13 protein-coding genes are annotated in these 18203 nt (G+C 45.7%); 5 read left to right on the plus strand and 8 right to left on the minus strand.

Annotated features, from left to right (window positions below):
* The first annotated feature begins 144 nt into the window (after positions 1–144).
* Genes AC5YB1_RS04005 through AC5YB1_RS04015 form a run of 3 tightly spaced genes read left to right on the plus strand, consistent with a single transcriptional unit; the run spans position 145 to position 5978 of the window.
* Positions 145–1449, plus strand: a complete 1305-nt coding sequence (locus AC5YB1_RS04005) for a TolC family protein (RefSeq protein ID WP_494520805.1) — start codon at positions 145–147, stop codon at positions 1447–1449.
* Between the two features lie 17 nt (positions 1450–1466).
* Entirely contained in the window at positions 1467–2726 is a 1260-nt protein-coding gene (locus AC5YB1_RS04010; protein ID WP_494520806.1) for an efflux RND transporter periplasmic adaptor subunit, read from the plus strand.
* A 12-nt stretch (positions 2727–2738) separates the two neighbouring features.
* Complete coding sequence (locus AC5YB1_RS04015; protein ID WP_494520807.1) at positions 2739–5978, plus strand: efflux RND transporter permease subunit; 3240 nt, start codon at positions 2739–2741, stop codon at positions 5976–5978.
* A 140-nt stretch (positions 5979–6118) separates the two neighbouring features.
* Here AC5YB1_RS04015 and AC5YB1_RS04020 read toward each other — a convergent pair whose 3' ends face one another.
* The 3 genes from AC5YB1_RS04020 to AC5YB1_RS04030 form a co-directional block, all read right to left on the minus strand.
* Entirely contained in the window at positions 6119–7069 is a 951-nt protein-coding gene (locus tag AC5YB1_RS04020; protein ID WP_494520808.1) for a LysR family transcriptional regulator, read from the minus strand.
* Positions 7070–7250: 181 nt separating this feature from the next.
* On the minus strand, positions 7251–8450 hold the full coding sequence (locus AC5YB1_RS04025) for a hypothetical protein (RefSeq protein WP_494520809.1): 1200 nt from the start codon (positions 8448–8450) through the stop codon (positions 7251–7253).
* Between the two features lie 42 nt (positions 8451–8492).
* Entirely contained in the window at positions 8493–9518 is a 1026-nt protein-coding gene (locus tag AC5YB1_RS04030; protein ID WP_494520810.1) for an FAD:protein FMN transferase, read from the minus strand.
* Between the two features lie 829 nt (positions 9519–10347).
* Here AC5YB1_RS04030 and AC5YB1_RS04035 point away from each other — a divergent pair.
* A complete protein-coding gene (locus tag AC5YB1_RS04035; protein WP_475514966.1) occupies positions 10348–11265 on the plus strand; it encodes an aspartyl protease family protein in 918 nt (305 codons plus the stop codon).
* Positions 11266–11384: 119 nt separating this feature from the next.
* On the opposite strand, the gene AC5YB1_RS04040 is transcribed toward AC5YB1_RS04035, so the two are convergent.
* Both AC5YB1_RS04040 and AC5YB1_RS04045 read right to left on the minus strand, forming a co-directional pair.
* Positions 11385–11846, minus strand: coding sequence for a NanQ anomerase/TabA/YiaL family protein (locus AC5YB1_RS04040; protein WP_494520811.1), 462 nt, complete (start codon positions 11844–11846; stop codon positions 11385–11387).
* Positions 11847–11897: 51 nt separating this feature from the next.
* Entirely contained in the window at positions 11898–13058 is a 1161-nt protein-coding gene (locus AC5YB1_RS04045) for a DUF3080 family protein (RefSeq protein ID WP_494520812.1), read from the minus strand.
* A 219-nt stretch (positions 13059–13277) separates the two neighbouring features.
* Here AC5YB1_RS04045 and AC5YB1_RS04050 point away from each other — a divergent pair, with 219 nt between their 5' ends.
* Complete coding sequence (locus tag AC5YB1_RS04050) at positions 13278–13433, plus strand: hypothetical protein (RefSeq protein ID WP_494520813.1); 156 nt, start codon at positions 13278–13280, stop codon at positions 13431–13433.
* A 176-nt stretch (positions 13434–13609) separates the two neighbouring features.
* Here AC5YB1_RS04050 and AC5YB1_RS04055 read toward each other — a convergent pair whose 3' ends face one another.
* The 3 genes from AC5YB1_RS04055 to AC5YB1_RS04065 all read right to left on the minus strand — a co-directional run bounded on the left by AC5YB1_RS04055 (position 13610) and on the right by AC5YB1_RS04065 (position 17827).
* Positions 13610–14005 carry a hypothetical protein gene (locus tag AC5YB1_RS04055; RefSeq protein ID WP_494520814.1) on the minus strand — a complete coding sequence of 132 codons (396 nt, stop codon included), beginning with the start codon at positions 14003–14005 and terminating at the stop codon, positions 13610–13612.
* Positions 14006–14161: 156 nt separating this feature from the next.
* Positions 14162–16060, minus strand: coding sequence for a S8 family peptidase (locus tag AC5YB1_RS04060; protein ID WP_494520815.1), 1899 nt, complete (start codon positions 16058–16060; stop codon positions 14162–14164).
* A 69-nt stretch (positions 16061–16129) separates the two neighbouring features.
* Positions 16130–17827 (minus strand): hypothetical protein, encoded by a 1698-nt coding sequence (locus AC5YB1_RS04065; protein ID WP_494520816.1) that lies wholly within the window; start codon positions 17825–17827, stop codon positions 16130–16132.
* Positions 17828–18203: the final 376 nt, after the last annotated feature.

The following is an 18203-nucleotide window of genomic DNA, read 5'->3' on the forward strand; positions in this document are numbered from 1 at the left end:
ATCGGATCATATTCAACTCATTAACGCTGTGACGCTTAATGTGATGGAGATTGACACCCTATTTAGCTGCCCCGCTTTGACCTTGCGTGGATGGACGCCATATGGCGCGGTGGCTGGATCGAATGTTCAATACTAGGAATTGCGATGCAAAAAAGTATTATCGCGGCGCTACTTTTGGCCAGCTGTAGTGGCCCAGTCGTGCATGCTCTGCCCAGTGGGGCACCAAGTTTTGCGCCCGCGTTGGCGCAAATCAATAGCAGTACACCCCCTTTTCAGGCTTGGTTACCAGAGTTGTTACAACAATTTAATCAACTGCCACAGATCAAGGCGCAGCAAGCCAAGCTCAAGCAGGCTGAGTTAATGATGTTGGCGGCCGACAACGCTGTTTATAACCCCGCGTTAGATGTCAGCTATGAAGACGGCGTAGATCAGACCTATGGCATAGGGGTAAGCCAAACCTTAGATTGGGGCGATAAACGCGGCGCCGCAACGCGCACCGCCATGTTGCAAGCTGAAATATTGCGCTCTGACGTTGCACTAAGTCGCAGTCAGGCGTTGGCTGAATTGCTCTTGGCTATTGTCGAGCAAAGACGGCAGGGCAAGATCTTGCACTTTCAACTGCAGCAGCTCGATGCGGCTAAGCGGCAACTCACTATTGCCAAGCAGCAGTTGCAGGCAGGCTTGTTGTCACAAGCTGAACATCAACTTATTCAGCTTGAACTGGCGAGCCGCGCCGCAGAGCATGCCATGGTAGAGCAAGATGCCATAGCGGCCGACGCTAAGGTGTTGATGCTCGTGGGCACCACCTCAGTTGCCTTTAATGACTTTATTACTGCGCTCAGCGTCGATGACACGCCTTATGTCATCCGCTCAGAGGTCACGCCCGAGCTGCCAGCACTCAAGGGGGCATATCAACAAGTGATGCTCGCCAAATGGGCGGCAGAGCAAGTGAAGGCCGATACCGCCGCCGATCCCACCATCAGCTTTGGCGCCGAACGCGAAGGTGACGACAATAAGTTTACTTTGGGCCTGTCGGTGCCATTGCGCCTGCGCAATAACTACCGCGACACCCATGCTGTTGCCAGCAGTGAGGTCGTTGTGGCGGAGCAAAATTACCTGGCTAAAGTGCGTGTCATTAGCCAACAGCAGCAGCTATTTCAACTCAGCTTTGCGCGATTACAACAACGTTATCAGCAGTGGCGCCAATTGGTGCTGAGCTCCAGTGCCGGTATTGCCGATGCGTTAGGTCAGCAATGGCAGGCCGGTGACATTAGCACCAGTGATTACCTGCAGAGCCAGCGTCAACTGGCCAGTAGTTATCTGGCTGGTTTGTCATTGGAGTCGGCCTTGTATCAATCTTGGCTAGATTGGATGGGGGCTAGCGGCCAGTTAGAGCACTATTTAACTGCGCAGTTGAGTCTGCCCGCGCACGCCCAAGCATCTAAGTGAATTTAGGACGACATAACATGAATAAGCAAATCAATACGATCCAAGGCGTGACGCTAAGCGCAAGGCTAATAAAGGCCGCACAGTTACTATCAATTACCACACTATTAGGCTTGTCAGCCAGCGGGTTTGCCAGTGACAGCCATGATCACGGCGCAGCCAGCGACCTCGAGCGCCCACATGACGCCCGCGAAGTGGGGCACGACCACCAAAGCGAGCTGCCAGAGCATCGCGAGGCCGATAACGCCCATGGTCATGATGAGGACGAAGCCGAGCATAGCGATGGGATTGTGCTTAGCGCCGCCCAGCGAGAGCTTGCCGGCATTAAGGTGGTATCGCTCTCTAAACAAAGTTTTAGTTTAGAGGCGGTGGCAACGGCCACCTTAGTGGTGGACCGTAATCGCACTATCACCTTGGCGCCACAACTTGAGGTGCGGGTGCTTAAGCGGCATGTAGTGCCAGGGCAAGAAGTGCAGCAAGGGCAGCCCATTTTGACCCTAGGCGGCGCCGCCGTGGCCAAGGCGCAGGCGGAGTATATCAATGCCGCCGCTGAGTGGAGCCGGGTGCAGCGCATGAGCCCAAGCGCCGTCAGTGCCAGCCGTCGCTTGCAGGCGCAGGTGGACGCCGAGCTTAAGCGGGCGACCCTTGAAGCGTTAAAAATGACGGATGGTCAAATTAAGGCGCTTGCATCTCGTCCAGACACCATTGGCCGCTACCAACTGTTAGCGCCAATAGCGGGGCGAGTACAGCAAGATGTGGCCATGTTAGGTCAAGTTTTTGCTGGCGGCACCGCCTTGATGCAGCTTACCGATGAGTCACACCTCTGGGTTGAGGCTCAAGTGACACCGACTCAGGCTGAAAAAGTGACGGTGGGCAGCAGTGTGCTGGTGAAAGTGGGCCCCCATAGCATAGAGGCGCAGATCATCGGCCGCTCCCATGAGCTCAATAGCGTCACGCGCACCGAGCAAATTTTGGTGGCGTTCGATAATCCTGGTCATGTACTGCATGCCGGGCAATTTGCCGAAATTTATCTGGCCAACAATAGCGTTACCGGCGTGGTGCTGCCCGATGCAGCGTTGACCCGGGGCGGTGATGGTGACTGGCAAGTGTTTGTCGCCACTGATGAGGGGTTCGAGGCGCGAGAAGTTGAGGTGGTTGAGCGTCAACGGGGCATGAACTTAGTGCGTGGCTTAAGTCCTGAGACTCAGGTGGTGATTTCGGGGGCCTTTTTCTTAGCGTCCGAACAGGCCAAGTCGGGCTTTGATATCCACAATCATTAAGGGATCCTCGCTATGCTACAAAAATTAATCGATACGGCGATAGCCAATCGTCTGCTGGTGGTGTTGGCCCTGCTAGGGACCATTGTCGCCAGTGTGGTGGTACTGCCTAAGCTCAATCTCGACGCCTTTCCCGATGTGACCAATGTGCAGGTGACGGTCAATACCGCAGCTGAAGGCTTAGCCGCCGAAGAGGTGGAAAAGCTAATAAGTTACCCCGTCGAGTCGGCGATGTACGCCTTGCCTGCGGTCACAGAGGTGCGCTCATTGTCGCGTACGGGCTTGTCTATTGTGACTGTGGTGTTTGATGAAGGCACGGATATCTATTTTGCTCGCCAGCAAGTGTTTGAGCAGTTGCAAGCGGCCAGAGAGATGATCCCTAGCGGAGTCGGAGTGCCCGAAATTGGCCCCAACACCTCGGGATTAGGGCAAATTTATCAATATATTTTACGCGCCGAACCCGGTTCTGGCATCGATGCCTATGAGCTGAGAAGCCTGAATGATTACTTAGTGAAGCTGCTGATGATGCCCGTGGCTGGGGTGACCGATGTGCTCTCCTTTGGCGGTGAAGTGCGGCAATATCAAGTGCAGATAGAGCCCAACAAACTGCGCAGTTACGGCCTTGATATGGCACAGGTAACCGCTGCGCTTGAGAGCAACAACCGCAATGCCGGTGGCTGGTTTATGGCACAAGGCCAAGAGCAACTGGTGGTGCGCGGTTACGGTATGTTGCCCGCGGGCGATGCGGGTCTCAAAGCCATTGCGCAAATCCCCCTGACCGAAGTGGCGGGAACCCCAGTTCGGATAAGTGATATTGCCAAAGTGGATTACGGCAGTGAAATTCGTGTGGGGGCGGTCACCATGACGCGCCGCGATGACGCTGGGCAAGCGCAACACTTAGGCGAAGTGGTGGCTGGCGTGGTGTTAAAACGCATGGGAGCCAATACCAAGGCGACCATAGATGATATTGCCTCGCGACGCGCGCTAATCGAGCAAGCTTTGCCCGATGGCGTGTCGTTTGAGGTGTTTTACGATCAGGCAGATTTAGTGGCGCAAGCGGTCACCACAGTGCGCGATGCCCTGCTAATGGCCTTCGTGTTTATTGTGGTGATTTTAGCACTGTTTCTAGTCAATCTGCGCGCTACCTTGCTGGTGTTGTTGTCTATTCCTGTGTCGATTGGTCTGGCGCTGATGGTGATGGCTTACTTTGGCATGTCGGCCAATTTAATGTCACTAGGCGGCCTCGCCGTGGCGATTGGTATGCTGGTCGATGGCTCGGTGGTGATGGTGGAAAACATCTTTAAACATCTTACCCAGCCAGATAGAGGTCATTTAGCCAAAGCACAGGCTAGAGCCGGAGGTGAGCGTGATCCGTACCATGCCAATCAAGACGATCTTAGTAAAGGCCGGGATAGTGAAGGCGCGGGTAGCGGTATTGCCATTAGGGTCATGTTGGCGGCAAAAGAGGTGTGTCGGCCTATCTTTTTTGCGACCGCCATTATTATTGTGGTGTTTGCGCCGCTGTTTGCCTTAGAAGGGGTTGAGGGCAAGCTGTTTCAGCCGATGGCGGTCAGCATCATCTTAGCTATGATATCGGCCTTGTTGGTGGCCTTGATTGTGGTGCCAGCACTGGCGGTAATCTTGTTTCAACCGGGAGTGTTCAAACGGGGTGTGAAACTGAGACAAAGCGTGTTGCTTAAACCGATTGAATCCCTCTATCGCAAGCTGCTCACCGTCACCATGGCGCGCCCTAAAGTGGTGGGATTAACCGCGATACTGATGTTTGCCTTAAGCATGGCGCTGCTGCCTAGGCTAGGCACAGAGTTTGTGCCCGAATTAGAGGAGGGCACCATCAATCTGCGCGTTACCTTAGCACCCACCGCCAGCCTTGGCACTTCGCTTGAGGTCGCGCCTAAGCTTGAAAAAATCTTAATGCAATTTCCTGAGGTGGAATATGCGCTAAGCCGCATTGGCGCGGCGGAGCTGGGCGGCGACCCTGAGCCTGTGAGTAATATTGAGATCTATATTGGTCTCAAGCCGCTGGAGGAGTGGCAATCGGCGAGCGATCGCTTTGCCCTGCAGCGGCTAATGGAGCAAAAGCTGAGTGTCTATCCGGGCCTGCTGTTTACCTTCTCTCAGCCTATTGCCACTCGCGTAGATGAGTTGCTGTCTGGGGTGAAGGCGCAGCTTGCCATTAAGCTGTTCGGCCCAGATTTAGCGGTATTGTCGCAAAAAGGCCAACAACTGAGTGATTTGGTGATGCAGATCCCCGGCGCGGTTGATGTGTCGCTGGAGCAAGTCTCTGGTGAGGCGCAGTTGGTGGTGCGTCCTAAGCGTGACGTGTTAGCCCGTTATGGCATCAGTGTCGATGAGGTGATGAGCCTAGTGAGCCAAGGAGTGGGCGGCGCGAGTGCTGGGCAGGTGATCGATGGCAACGCCAGATATGATATCAATGTGCGTTTGGCATCAGAGTACCGTAGTGCGCCTGATGCGCTGCGGGATCTGCTGCTTAATGGGGCGAATGGTGCGACCGTGCGGCTTGGCGAGGTGGCCGATGTGTTGGTTGAGATGGCGCCGCCCAATATCCGCCGCGATGATGTGCAGCGCCGCGTTGTGGTACAAGCTAACGTATCGGGACGCGATATGGGGTCAGTGGTCGATGATATTTATGCCATAGTGCCCCAAGCCGAGTTGCCACCAGGCTACACCGTCGTGGTGGGTGGGCAGTATGAAAACCAGCAGCGCGCGCAGCAAAAACTGATGCTGGTGGTGCCTATCTCTATTGGGTTGATCGCCTTGCTGCTCTACTTCTCATTTGGCTCTATTAAGCAGGTCGCGCTGATTATGGCCAATGTACCCCTGGCCTTGATTGGCGGTATTGTCGCGCTCTATCTCAGCGGCACTTATCTGTCGGTGCCAAGCTCGATTGGGTTTATTACCCTGTTTGGGGTGGCAGTGCTTAATGGTGTGGTATTGGTGGATTCGATTAATCAGCGCCGCGCAGCGGGTGAGCCGCTTTATGCCTGCGTGTACGAAGGCACTGTCGGGCGGCTTCGCCCGGTATTGATGACGGCGCTGACATCCGCGTTAGGCCTTATTCCTATTCTGCTCTCGACTGGTGTGGGCAGTGAGATTCAACAGCCACTCGCTGTGGTGATCATCGGTGGCCTATTTAGCTCAACAGCACTGACACTGCTGGTATTGCCGACCCTCTATCGCTGGCTGTATCAAAATAGCGAGAATCCTAGTCATTAATAGCCACAAGGGATGATGCGATAGATAAAGGTGTCTTTTATATTGGCCAAGTCCGCCTTAAAGGCGGACTTGTTTTTTTGCACTTTAGCTTAGGGGGCTTCCTTTTATTTAAGCTTTATTTCTGTTTAATAAAGCATGTCTTATAAGGCTTGTTTTAAGGCAATACGGGTTTTCAAGTTATCGACCAATGCATTAGTAAAGGCGGGATCTGCATCCTTTTGGCTCTGCAGATAAATATTGTATTGAGGACGTTTGGCTGAGTGGTTGACTTTATCTTTCCAAAAATCGGTTAAATCGACATAGTCTATGGTGCCTCTTTTCTCTATTGCCTCCGTGACCATAAATGATGCCAGTAAACCGATGCATTCGGTTTTTTCAATATGCTCTAGTAACAGGTTAAGGCTTGTGGTTTTCATTGATACAGATAAGGGGAGCTTTAATTCGCTCGAGAGGGTTTCCAATTTATGGTTTTTAGGGCCATTCATGGAGTAATAAAATAGTGCAACAGGGTGGGAAAATAATATCTCAATGCTTAAAGGGTGCTCAAAGATGGGGTGACCTTTCTTAGCGACTAGGTAAAAGTTGTGTATTTGACCAATTTGATGAAGCTCTACTTTATCGTTATGAGTTGGGTTAATTGCAATCGAGTAATCTAGCTTAGATTGGTTAATCTGGTGTTGTACATCGCCAGTCCAAGGGTGAAGATTAAACGTCAGGTTTGCTTGAGTTGCGGCGCGGCTATGATGAAGGCAATCCATCACCATAGAGCTTAGGTGTTCCTGTACTGCGATATTAATTTCACGTTTACACAAGCGGTTATTCTGAGCCGTGCGAGCAAGAGTTTGATATTGTGAGACTACTGATTTCGCCAAGGGATAGATGGTTTCTGCAAGATGGTTTGGCTCCATGCCATAGCGTTGTCTGACAAACAGAGGATCGCCAAAAATTTCGCGCAAACAAGTTAACGAACGACTCACTTTAGATTGAGATACGTTTAGCCTGACCGCCGCAACAGTGACACTTTTATGGTCACATAACGCGACCAAAACGTTTAAAGTGAAGTAGTCTAACCGGCTTATCTCATTAATCATTATGTAATAAAAGCCATATAAGAAATCCTTAGCCAATTCTAATGTACCCTCAGTTTATTTCGAGGATGCAACTCACATAACGGTTGAAAATAAGTGCTGTTTAAAGGTGCGCGACTTAGGTTAGATGGTAAAAGGGCTTACCCAGTAGTAAGCCCCTTATTTGAGTGCTAAACGCTAATTTTTAGCCCAGAGGAATGATTTTTTCGACCTTGAATGTAATGTTACAAGCACCGACTTGGTTCCAATCTATATCTTTTGGATCAAAGGTTTCGCCGATACCGGCACCCGGAACAGGTGTAGCCCAATCGGCAGCAAATAAACCGGTACGAGTATAATCTGTTGTAACGATTAAGCGGGCGCCGCGATTACGGCTATCTTCGTCAAAGCCTGTTTTGGCAAATTGAGTCTCATCATATTGGTAGTAGGATAAGCGGGCATTACCATTCATGATGGCGTTGTAACAGGTGTTGTTTTTACCGATAAATACAGAGCTGAAATAATCGCCATTAATATTTTTCAATCCCCACCCAAATGTCGCCACATTAGGCGTTTCAATGGTTACACCATTTTCAACATATTTGTTTACCGTAGCAACGAGTTTAGAACCTAAGTAATTATCTGCAGTTTCAATTACATAAGCCTTACCGTCATTCGGGTACATCTCTTTCATATGTTCACGGTTTTCCATCACACAGGCTTGCGCTAATGTGGTTGCCCCGGTGTTCGCTTCTGTCGCCTCGGTCCAGCGGTAATTATGTATTTTGGTGTTCACCGCATCTTCTAACCATTTAGCGTTTAGGAAGGAACCAGTTGTGTAATATGAAAGGCCTGAAGCGCCGGTTTTGCCATCGATAGCGCCAGGTTTAAATATGGGCTGTGTGTAGGTGGGATCCGTTGGGTTGCCTACTAAGTCTGCTGGAGGGGCTGAATGTGGCGCGTGGCAGCCAGCACAATCGCCATAGTCGCTATGAGGCGGCGTGACCCCTGACTCACCAGTGCCGTCATAGGTATGGCAAGAAAGGCATTCATCACCTGCAACACCGACGTTGGCTTTTAGCACCAGTTCGGCTTCTTTAGTATTAGGGTCTATATAATCGAATGCTACGTCAATCTCTGCGCATTGAGTAGAAAAATCATAGGGTTGTAGCATATTATCTTTGAGTTCGCCTATCGCTAATTGTAGATCGGCTTTCTCTTTGGCTAGCTTGATTTGGGCATCGTTAAGCTGATCATTTTGAGTGGTTAATTCGCTATTCGTTGCTTCTAGTTGTGCTAATTTATCTAATACATCTTGGCTTGTTTTTTCGACAGTATCGTCATTACAACCCGTCATTAGAACCAAAGATGAACAGATTAATGTCGCTAATAGTTTCTTTTTCATTGTTACCACCTACTACATTGTTTTTATTTAAAATATTAAGTTTTAGTTGAGATATGCTTGGAACGCTTTACTGTGATGAAATGTGATTTCGCCAGCATGATTTTCAATTAACATCAGGGGAAGCCCGAACCTTTCTGCCATGGCTAATGCAGGCTTAACTCCCATGACAACCGTCGCAGTAGCAAGTGCATCAGCGGTGGCACAGTCGTCAGCGATGACGGTGGCCGATATTACTTGCCGTTGCACAGAACGACCTGTTTTGGGGTTAATAATGTGAGAAAATTGAATGTTGTTTTGTTCAAAAAAATTGCGATAGTCGCCAGAGGTCGCAATGGCTTTATCACTAATAGAAAGGGTGGCAACCTGATCACGACTGTTTAATTCAGGCTTATCCACTGCAACTTGCCACAATTGGCCATCGAAACGTTTTCCATTAGTCACCAGCTCACCGCCGATATCCACTAAAAAGTGCTCAATCCCCTCTTGGCGCAATAGTCTTGCTATTTCGTCGACGCCGTAACCTTTAGCTATCGAAGAGAGATCCAGTCGAGTGCGTGGATCGCGTTTTGTCAGCGTTGTGCTGGCTAATGTGATGTTATCCAGGCCTGTATATTGCAACACTTGCTTTATTTCGTTAGCGCTTGGTATTTGGCGAGGGTGGCTTGATGGTCCAAACCCCCAAAGTTCAACTAGAGGCGCGATGGTGATATCAAGCGCACCGTCAGTCATTTTTGCGATAGCAATAGCTTTTGCTAGTACTTCAGCTAGTGGTGGAGATATCTGTATTGCATCATTGCCTGAGTAGGCATTAATTTTGGATATTTCAGAATCTTGTCGCCACGTGGACATAGAAGCGTTAATTTCTTCTAGTCGTAACTCTATCTTTTTTCGCAGGAGATAGACTTGTTCTGGTGTGGTGTTATCGGAGTCCCAGGTTATCTGATAATTATTTCCCATGGTTTTGCCATATATGTTGTATGTCTTAAATCCTATATCGCTCGCTATTGCACTTGATGAAATAACCATCATTAAAAAATAGATCAATGAGCAGAAATTGAATTTATTCATAAGTCACGTTTGAAATATTCACCATGTGCTAATAACATAACCGTAAAATCATCGGGTTCAATACGAGCCGTTACACCGTGTGATATATTTCATAGTGTATTTATGAGAACTAAGACTCAACGCAAGATAGTTGATGATTGAATATCTAAGATCCATTTTTCGTAGATCTTAAGTCTACCTTCGTGAACCCAATTTGCAGCTTAAAGAACATGATCTAGTGAGGCATCTTTTAGTGCCTGCATTCCCCCCCCAGATGGATACTATAAGTGATTGATATTTTGGGTTACATATTTAAGGGTTGCAGTGGAGGGATACATTAATGGTTGTTTGTATTTTTCTGTATTTTTAGTTTAACTTGATTTTAGTCTATTAGTTAGTCTGTGGCTTAGATGAACATTGGATTTGTTTGACGAGAAATAAGTGGGTTTTATATCGGTCATATTTACATTTTTATGTTATCACTATATTTGATATGGATTTTGGATTTTAATTTGTCTGCTTGAGATTTTTATTTTTATTTTTATTTTTATTTTTATTAATAAGGTTTTTTAATTGGGTTTCTTTTTGGTAGTGCTGAATTGAATTGTGTCAGACCATTTTTGTCGTTATAAATACGAATTCAGTTTATTTTAAAAAGGGTGACCTTTTGATTGTATCCGGTGTGATGTTAAAATTGATAAGTCTACTGAAGTATTTAAAACTTCCGATAGCGTCTAATAAAATCTACAGCTTCCACTAAGGGATAGCCTCTATGAGTTATAGCATTGACATATCTAGTATTATTGAATAGGTTGTCTGGTTGATAACTATACTAAATTAAGGATGATTGATGTACGCCTCGCTTCGACAACTCGCTGGTATGCTCTGTTTGATTGCCTCTTTTAATACCTTTGCCGTCACCCAATGGGTTGATTTTGAACTTATCAATGGCCACATCAATTTGCCAGTGAGCATTAATGGCATAGAAGGTCGCGCCATTTTGGATAGTGGCGCTCAAGGCAATGCGATTAACACAAGCTTTATTAATCGCCATGGTTTTGAATTCGATAAAGGTGGCAAGATTAATATTCAAGGGGTGTTCAGCACTGAGAAACGCCAGCTCTATAATAATGTCCCTGTGACTTTGTTTGGGGCAACCATCGAGTTTGATCAGTTAGCGAGTCTGCGTATTGGCCATCATGAGGTGCAGTTGTTACTCGGTGCGGGTCTATTAGATAAGTTTATATTTCAGATTGATTACCCCAATAGCCGGATGAGATTATTCGAAAGAGGCAGTGTGGATTTAGCTAAACTCGAAAATATACCGATGCAGATAGACAGAGGAACGGGGCAACCAATTGTTCGAGTTGAGCTTAATGGTGATGGCGATGAAAACCCTTGGCTTGTCCTCGATACCGGTAATGCAGGCGGACTATTTTTAAAGCGCATGTTAGTAACGGACAATAACTGGCTTGAGCTTTACGGTTCTCAGTCGGGGGTCACAGGTGGTGCCAATAGCATTGCTCTGGTCGATAGCTTTCGGTTGCCTAAGATGAAGTTTGGGCCATACACAGTTGAAAATGTCTTAGTGACAGTACCAGGAGAGGGGCAAACAGCATCGGTCTCGGGTCGTAGTAACAGTGGAGGGTCTCGTATCAAGGGTAAGAATATCAAGGGGCTGGTGGGCTATGATGTACTGAAACACTTTGTGTTAACCATAGACTATAAGTCGGGCCATATGCATATAGGTTTACCCGAAGACTCATAATCAGCCTTGTGGGATCTCGATAATAAGGGCACAGGATCGCATCATCAGTGCCCTTTTTTGTGGCTTTATTTTATGCCTGCGGGCAATGCTTGCCCCTGTTTATGCCTGTCGTGGCGAGATTAAATACCGACTTTTATAACCACTTTCCTTACCGCTTTAGGTGTGGCTAGCGTGCCCGGCATATGAATATCTTGCGGAAAAAACAGCGCAAACATCCCCGCTTTTAAGGGGATAAAGGCAGCATTAGCTTTATTGGACTCATAATCAAACTGGGCGTAATCATGTTTGTCGAAGTAGGGTTTTGATGGAGTCTGATCCGCCAGTGGTAGATAGCCAAACTCCTCTTCACCACTGACCACATATTGCACGTCGATGTAACGGCGGTGCACCTCAAAAGATTCTTGTTCTCTAGGGGTAGTTTCATAGTCATTAACGATGACAAACAGATCTTTGCCATCGAGCTCATAGGTACCCACCTCGGCTTGAGTAAAGTCGGTCTCGACTAAGTGTTGCAGCGCTTTGGCCAATCTTGGGCTCAGTGAGGCGTACAGGGCAATGTTATTTAGGCTATCTACTATCATGACGGTTACGCAAACAAGTTAATTGAAGCGCTAGTTTAGCAAGCTTGGCTGTTAGTGGGATAGCGTTTGTTGTGGCTCGGGCGGTGGGATATCGCATGAGGCCCTAAAATCTTGCCACCACTGCACATGTCGGCGCATCTGCTGCTTGAGTTGTGCGGGCAGGGCATGGCGCTGTTCGGAGAAATGATGCTCGATGTAGTCTTGATAAACACTGCCATCAAACAGGCGTTGCATCGGCTGACTTAAGCGGTAATGCAGTTGGTTTAATTGGGATAGATAAGCCTGGGTTTGCCCTAGATAATATTTGTGAAACAAGTTTTGCAATATCTCTTGTTGCCGATTGGCGTGGCCAAGGCGGCAGGCGGCGAGCGTTTGATAGTTAAATAGGTAGTCATTGATTGCTGTTAGTTGAGATACGCTCAATGCAAGTGAGCGCAGATATTGGTTGAGCAGTGGTTGGCGATGAAAAATCGCAAGTGTTTGCTCTAAATTATCTATCTCGATCTGTTGCCACGAGTGAGCGATGATCTGCTCTTTGATGTTGTTGAGCTGGCTCAGTGCACTTTCAAACTCCACTCGTCCGCTATGCATCTCATTTAGGGTCAGTGAGTCGTAACCGATAAACAGCCTTTTCTTAACGCTGATATCGCGCGTTAGCATCTGCCTAAACACTGTGAGTGCCTGTTGCTGTTTTTGTTCAAGCCCTAATGTCAGTGTGTCGATGAGGTCAGCATCGTCTAATGTATCAATGCACTTGGGGGCAAGTTGGATAAAACGAATATGGTAGATCAGCCGCTGACTCGCCGGTGCCACTTTACCTAAAGCGCTATTGCGCTCGGCAATCAGTTGGCCAAGCGCGCAGTGATTAAGCTTAAGTGTTTGTAAAATAGAGAGGGTTTTGGTGTCTGCTTGATAAGCTGCAGTCTTGGGTAAGGCCATGGGATTCAATGGTGCGCTTGGATAGGGCTGATTGAGCACGGTCTCGAGCCGTTTGCTGTAATCTTGCCATACGGCATCGGCATCTTGCCTGGGCTGGCAGCCCAGAGTGAACAGACTAAGTAACGCCAGTAAGCCTGTGATTCTGGCGGGCATATTGACGCGCTGCGTTAAAAACAACATCTGTTTAGGCCGGCGGTGAATGAGGTTGTGGGCTCGTGCTTGGCTGTCACTTGGGTCGCTTCCTTTTTTGTTGCTGCGCTGATGGTTTATCATGCCATGGCAATACGTTGCCTTAGCACAAAGGGTTTACTCGTAACGATAATCTCTTGTTTTGCCAGTGGTTAGCATAAGGCTTAGCTTAGGGCTGTTAATATACGCCTATATTCTATCTCTTATTTACAGGCCATTTTAGACAAATGCTGGCTGCCCACTGCCGCTATATTTTATTATCATAGCCAACTTCATAGGCTCCTTAGGATAAGGAGTGAGTTGATGACATTAAACAAGGAAAATAACTTGTCTCAATTACGGTTTTTAGCCGGCCCCAGTGCCTATCGCACGATTGCCAAACATGGGCTTGATCCCGCGCTGTTTACTCGTGTGCTAGCGGCGTCTGGCGGCCCCAAATGGATTGTTTTTAATGGCTAAACACCGAAAAGCTCGTATGTTTAAAAACAGACATTCAATAAAATACAAACCTTTTGTTTTATATCATTAAAATTATCTAGCGTTTTTCATAAAGATATATGAAATAGTAGGGGGTGAATGGGTTTAAAGGGGGAAACTAAAACCTTAATTCTTGATGACTTGACTGCCTAATCTAGCTACTGCGCTTTAAGAAGTTGCTCCTGTACTACCTGATTAACCATGCCTGAGTTATCTATTTTCATCAGTATGTCATGCGGACTTAGATTGTCTTGAACCATAATGACATCCATGCTTTTTCTAGTTTTAACACTCTCAATGTTCAATTCAGTGGCTTTTCTAAGCGCTTCTAATCTGGATCCGTTCTCAATCAGATCTTCTTTCCAGTAGACAATATAGGTTATGCTGACTTTTCTTCTCATCAGCGCTTCAGCATTTAGGCTTTCTGTTACCTTGTTCTCTTTCACAATATTTGCTGCAGATTCAGAAGTGGGCTTATCGTTAAATTGACTACAGCCAGATATCAGCAAAGATATCAGGGTGAGAGCGATGATATTAAATTTAATGGATGACATATGAACCCTTAATGCTGTGAGCATTTTTTGACTTGTGATACTTCGCAATTATGTTAGCTCAGGTATTAAACCGAGTTGATAACTCAACAACAAAACCAACGAGGTTGAGCTATAAATACCCTTCTTTAAAAGGAAGGGTATTTATAATTGCAAACCTTAGCCCTCACATACGCCAGGTGATACAGAATGGCTAAAATCGACTTCAACAATGTCACCACAAGCGCCATTCTTACAAGATTGTACCGCAACTCTTGAATATGTAGAAGTATCGACAGTAGCACGAGGAACATCAGTAACAACAGTTGTATCAAAGTTAACAGAGTCAATATTGCCAGTAGCGTTAGTTTGCATAACTTTGTAGCTAACACCATCTACAGCATGTTGCAGTGTACCAAACTGTACGTTATACATAGAACACGCAGTAGGGACAACTTCTAGCATCTGAGTTAAATATGCTTCTTGAACTGGTGAAGCAAACTCTTCGTAACGATGTTGAACATTTACTTTTTCAATTGCTAGTACATCATTGCGAAGTGCATTGTAAGCGTTAACAACACCTGCACCATATCCAACTTTAGAAGCTCTTGATGCTTGACCATGACCATTCAGCTCATAAGGAACAGCAGTGTTCAACATCATTGCTTCACGTTCTTTAGCTGATAAATCAGGGTGAGTCAGCTTAAGCAATGCTAGAATACCTGAAGCATTAGGAGTAGACATTGAAGTACCTGTGTTTTCAGAGTAACAATCGTCATAGCTTGCAGATGAACCACAATTGCGACCAGTGGCATAATAAAATGTACCAATTGTTGCACCAGTGATGTCTTCACCATGAACTGCAAGGTCAGCGAATTGTCCGAAGTTAGAGAAATTACTAATTTCACCGCCCATCTTAGAAGATGCCACTGCTAGTGCTTCTTCGCAGTTTGCAGGAGTAACATATGTGGTGTCTGCTGCTTCATTACCCACAGCAATAACAACACTAATATTCATCTTGTACGCTTCACTAACTGCATCCTGCATGTAGCTGTTAGCCTCACAGCTCATTTCAGAATATCCACCTACACTCAAGTTGATAACATCAACAGGCTCAGAGATAGGACGAACATAACCTTGATCTCCTTCATTCAAAGAACCATTGCTGTATTTTTTGATAGCCCACCAAACACCGTTAGCAATGCTGTAAGAATCACCACCATAGCTACCAAGGACACGTACAGGAACAAGTTCAAGACTGTTAGTTGGAACAATGCCAACCATACCAAGATTATTGTTTGAAGTAGCTGCAATTTGACTCGCAACACTCAATCCGTGACCATCAATAACAACATTGTAAACACCATCACCGTCTAGATCCCACCAAGATTTGTCAGTTGCATCATTATTATTGTAATGAGGAAATACATTCTCAGAAGAACAAGTTAAATCAGTGGCAGTATTTTCATGATCAGCAGTTAGACAACCCATTCCTGAATCAACGAAAGATGCTTCATCTTCTGACCAGAGCATGTCTTCATGCTCCCACTTACCAGTATCCAGTACAGCAACACGAACCTTGCGATCTAGCTTGGTATTTTTTACTGCATAGTCACGAGCCTTAGCAATGCTAGAAAGCCCCATACGAGTTTCTTCTTGTTCATCTAAATATTCCTGACCTAGATACAGAGGGTCATTAAATTTATTGATTACAAGAGATCGAGTACCGATAGTGCCTTTTTGTGGAGCTTGTGATTGAAAACGATTTACATCAATCAATTCACTATTCACTTTTGGTGAAACAACAAGTCCATTTTTTTCAACATACTTGAAGTAACCAGTGGTTAGAAGAGTTTTAATAGCTGTTTCGCTATCTCCGCTAACATCAACCAAATCAAAAGTATTTTGAAGGGGTTTTAGAAGCTTAATATCTAAGCCAGTTTGTGCAGAAATTTGTTCAAGAGCGTCTACGCTATGAACACGATCATTGTCTTCCCAGTTGATAATCAACTCGGCTGATTGTACAGAGATGGAAGTCATAGTAATCAGGATAGAAGCCGCTAGATTAGTAATTTTCATTTGTTCTTACTCTTAATTCGAATTTGAAGGAGGTCATTGCTTTATAAGCGTTACCAATTACTCTATGCGCTAATGAATAACGGTTCCGTTTGCCATTGAAGCAGCAAGACCTAAAACTTTATACTCTGGCTTCCATACCCAAGTGTCGCCTTGATATGCACCGTAAGTAGCATTTCCTACAAATCTGCTGTAAGAACCATTTCTTAATTCATTCATTTGTTCCCAATAAATGCGACCTAGTTCTAAACCTGAAACTTCGGCTTTTAGCATGTTTGCTAAACGGTTAATGCGTTCAATAATATTTTGACCAGCAGCAGAGTAGTAATCATTGTCTTGAATTGTACGAATACGCTGAATATTACTTACTGCTAGACCATAATTTTTAGTGTTAGCGTAAAATTGAGAACTTGCCGTACCTGATTGGTGGTTATAAGTCTCTTCCTCTCCTACATTACAAATGTAGCCACGCTGAGTAGTATATTCACCGTCAATATAACCACCCTTAAAGTTATTGTTTACAACAAAGCCAGTTTGAGCGGCACCAAGCATGCAAGTTAACGCCGAAGTGGATTCATTATCAGAAAAGTAGCGAGAATCAGCGATCAACAGACGTTCAGTTAATGCTTCTTGTTGAGTCAATACACCCTGCATTTCTAAAGCATCAATCAAAAAGTCACCAAGTCGTTCCATTTCTTGTGATTGCTTAACGAACTTTTGAGCGAGTACAATTTTTTCTTCCAATTCACGTTCCTGAGAAGTGGTAGCACCCTTTACATAAATTTCATAAGCTGCACCAGCACGACCATCAAAAGAATCAGTTGTATTAATTCTCACTAAAAATCCTGAAAACTTAGAACCCTCAAGAGCTGTGAAAGAATAAGTTTTAGCAGTATTGTCATAATCGAAAGCAATTTTACTAGCATCGCCTTCAAGAACTTCAAATGGTTCAGCTTCAAAAATCGCTAAACTATCTGCATCAAGAATTTCTGTAGACGACATTTCAAAAGTCTTAGTTTCACCTTCTTCCAAGAAAACAAAGCGTTCACTATCCATAAAAGGAGCACGAACTGCATAATAAACATTTAAAGAAAAGTTTAATGTCTCTGTTGTAATACCGTCAGTGACAGTCAAAACACCAGTGTAATCACCTTGGTTTTCTTTAGATGGAGAAACAACAACTTCCTTGCCCTCAGAGCTGACAGCAGCGGAAATAGCAGATTGATTAAGTCCTGCATCAACATTCATACTAACACTATAAGTAATGTTTTCTTCACTGAGAGAACCTAGTTCTAAAACAAATGGGAAACGAGCTTTCGCTGCTTGAGCAACAGAAAGGTTGACTGATTCCGCATCCACCCAAGTTACTGAGTAGGCAACATACTTGGTGACTATGACTGTGATTTCTTTAGCTACACTATCTTTGCCATCACTGACAGTAACGATCAATGTTGCATTGGTGCTAGCTTCCACATCACTTGCGGTGATCACCAGACTATCACCGTTGACGCTGGCTGAAAGAACAGGAGAGGTGGAGCTAAAGCTGTATGTCAGTTCATCACCATCCTCATCAGTAGCTGTAATTGCGACATCTGTGGTGGAACTTCCCATCATAGAGATCGATGATTCAGCCAAAGATAGAGTGGGGGCATGATTAACTGGAGTTGTTGGAGTTGTTGGAGTTGTACCACCATCATCTCCACCACCGCCACATGCAGTAAGGAGCACCGATAGAATAATTGCCGATAACAATCCACGAGTATTGTTCATGTTTATTTTTCTCGAGTTAAGAACACAAATGTATTGTGCTTATGAAATATTAAGGTAAAGGGTTTTAATAGTTCTTTGAAAGCCCATTTTTGTAAGTCAGTATCTATAGCTTGCATAGGGATAAAGCAGAATAAGAGAGCTAGCCCTACTATTTTTAGCCTAAGTAGATTTTCCGCTTTGTTCGTTACTATTAAATGCATTTAGCATTGTGTTAAATGGGGTTGTGAACGAAGTAAAATCGAAGAGCTTGATTGCAAGGGAGGTATTGTATCCACTGGGGTTAAGCTTCATTATTTAGTCCTTTATATAATGTCCAGATAAAAACATTGTCATGTTTTCCATAAGGTTCAATAGCTTAAATCAAGTCAGAACTTGA

This window comes from Shewanella sp. 433 (assembly GCF_059338565.1).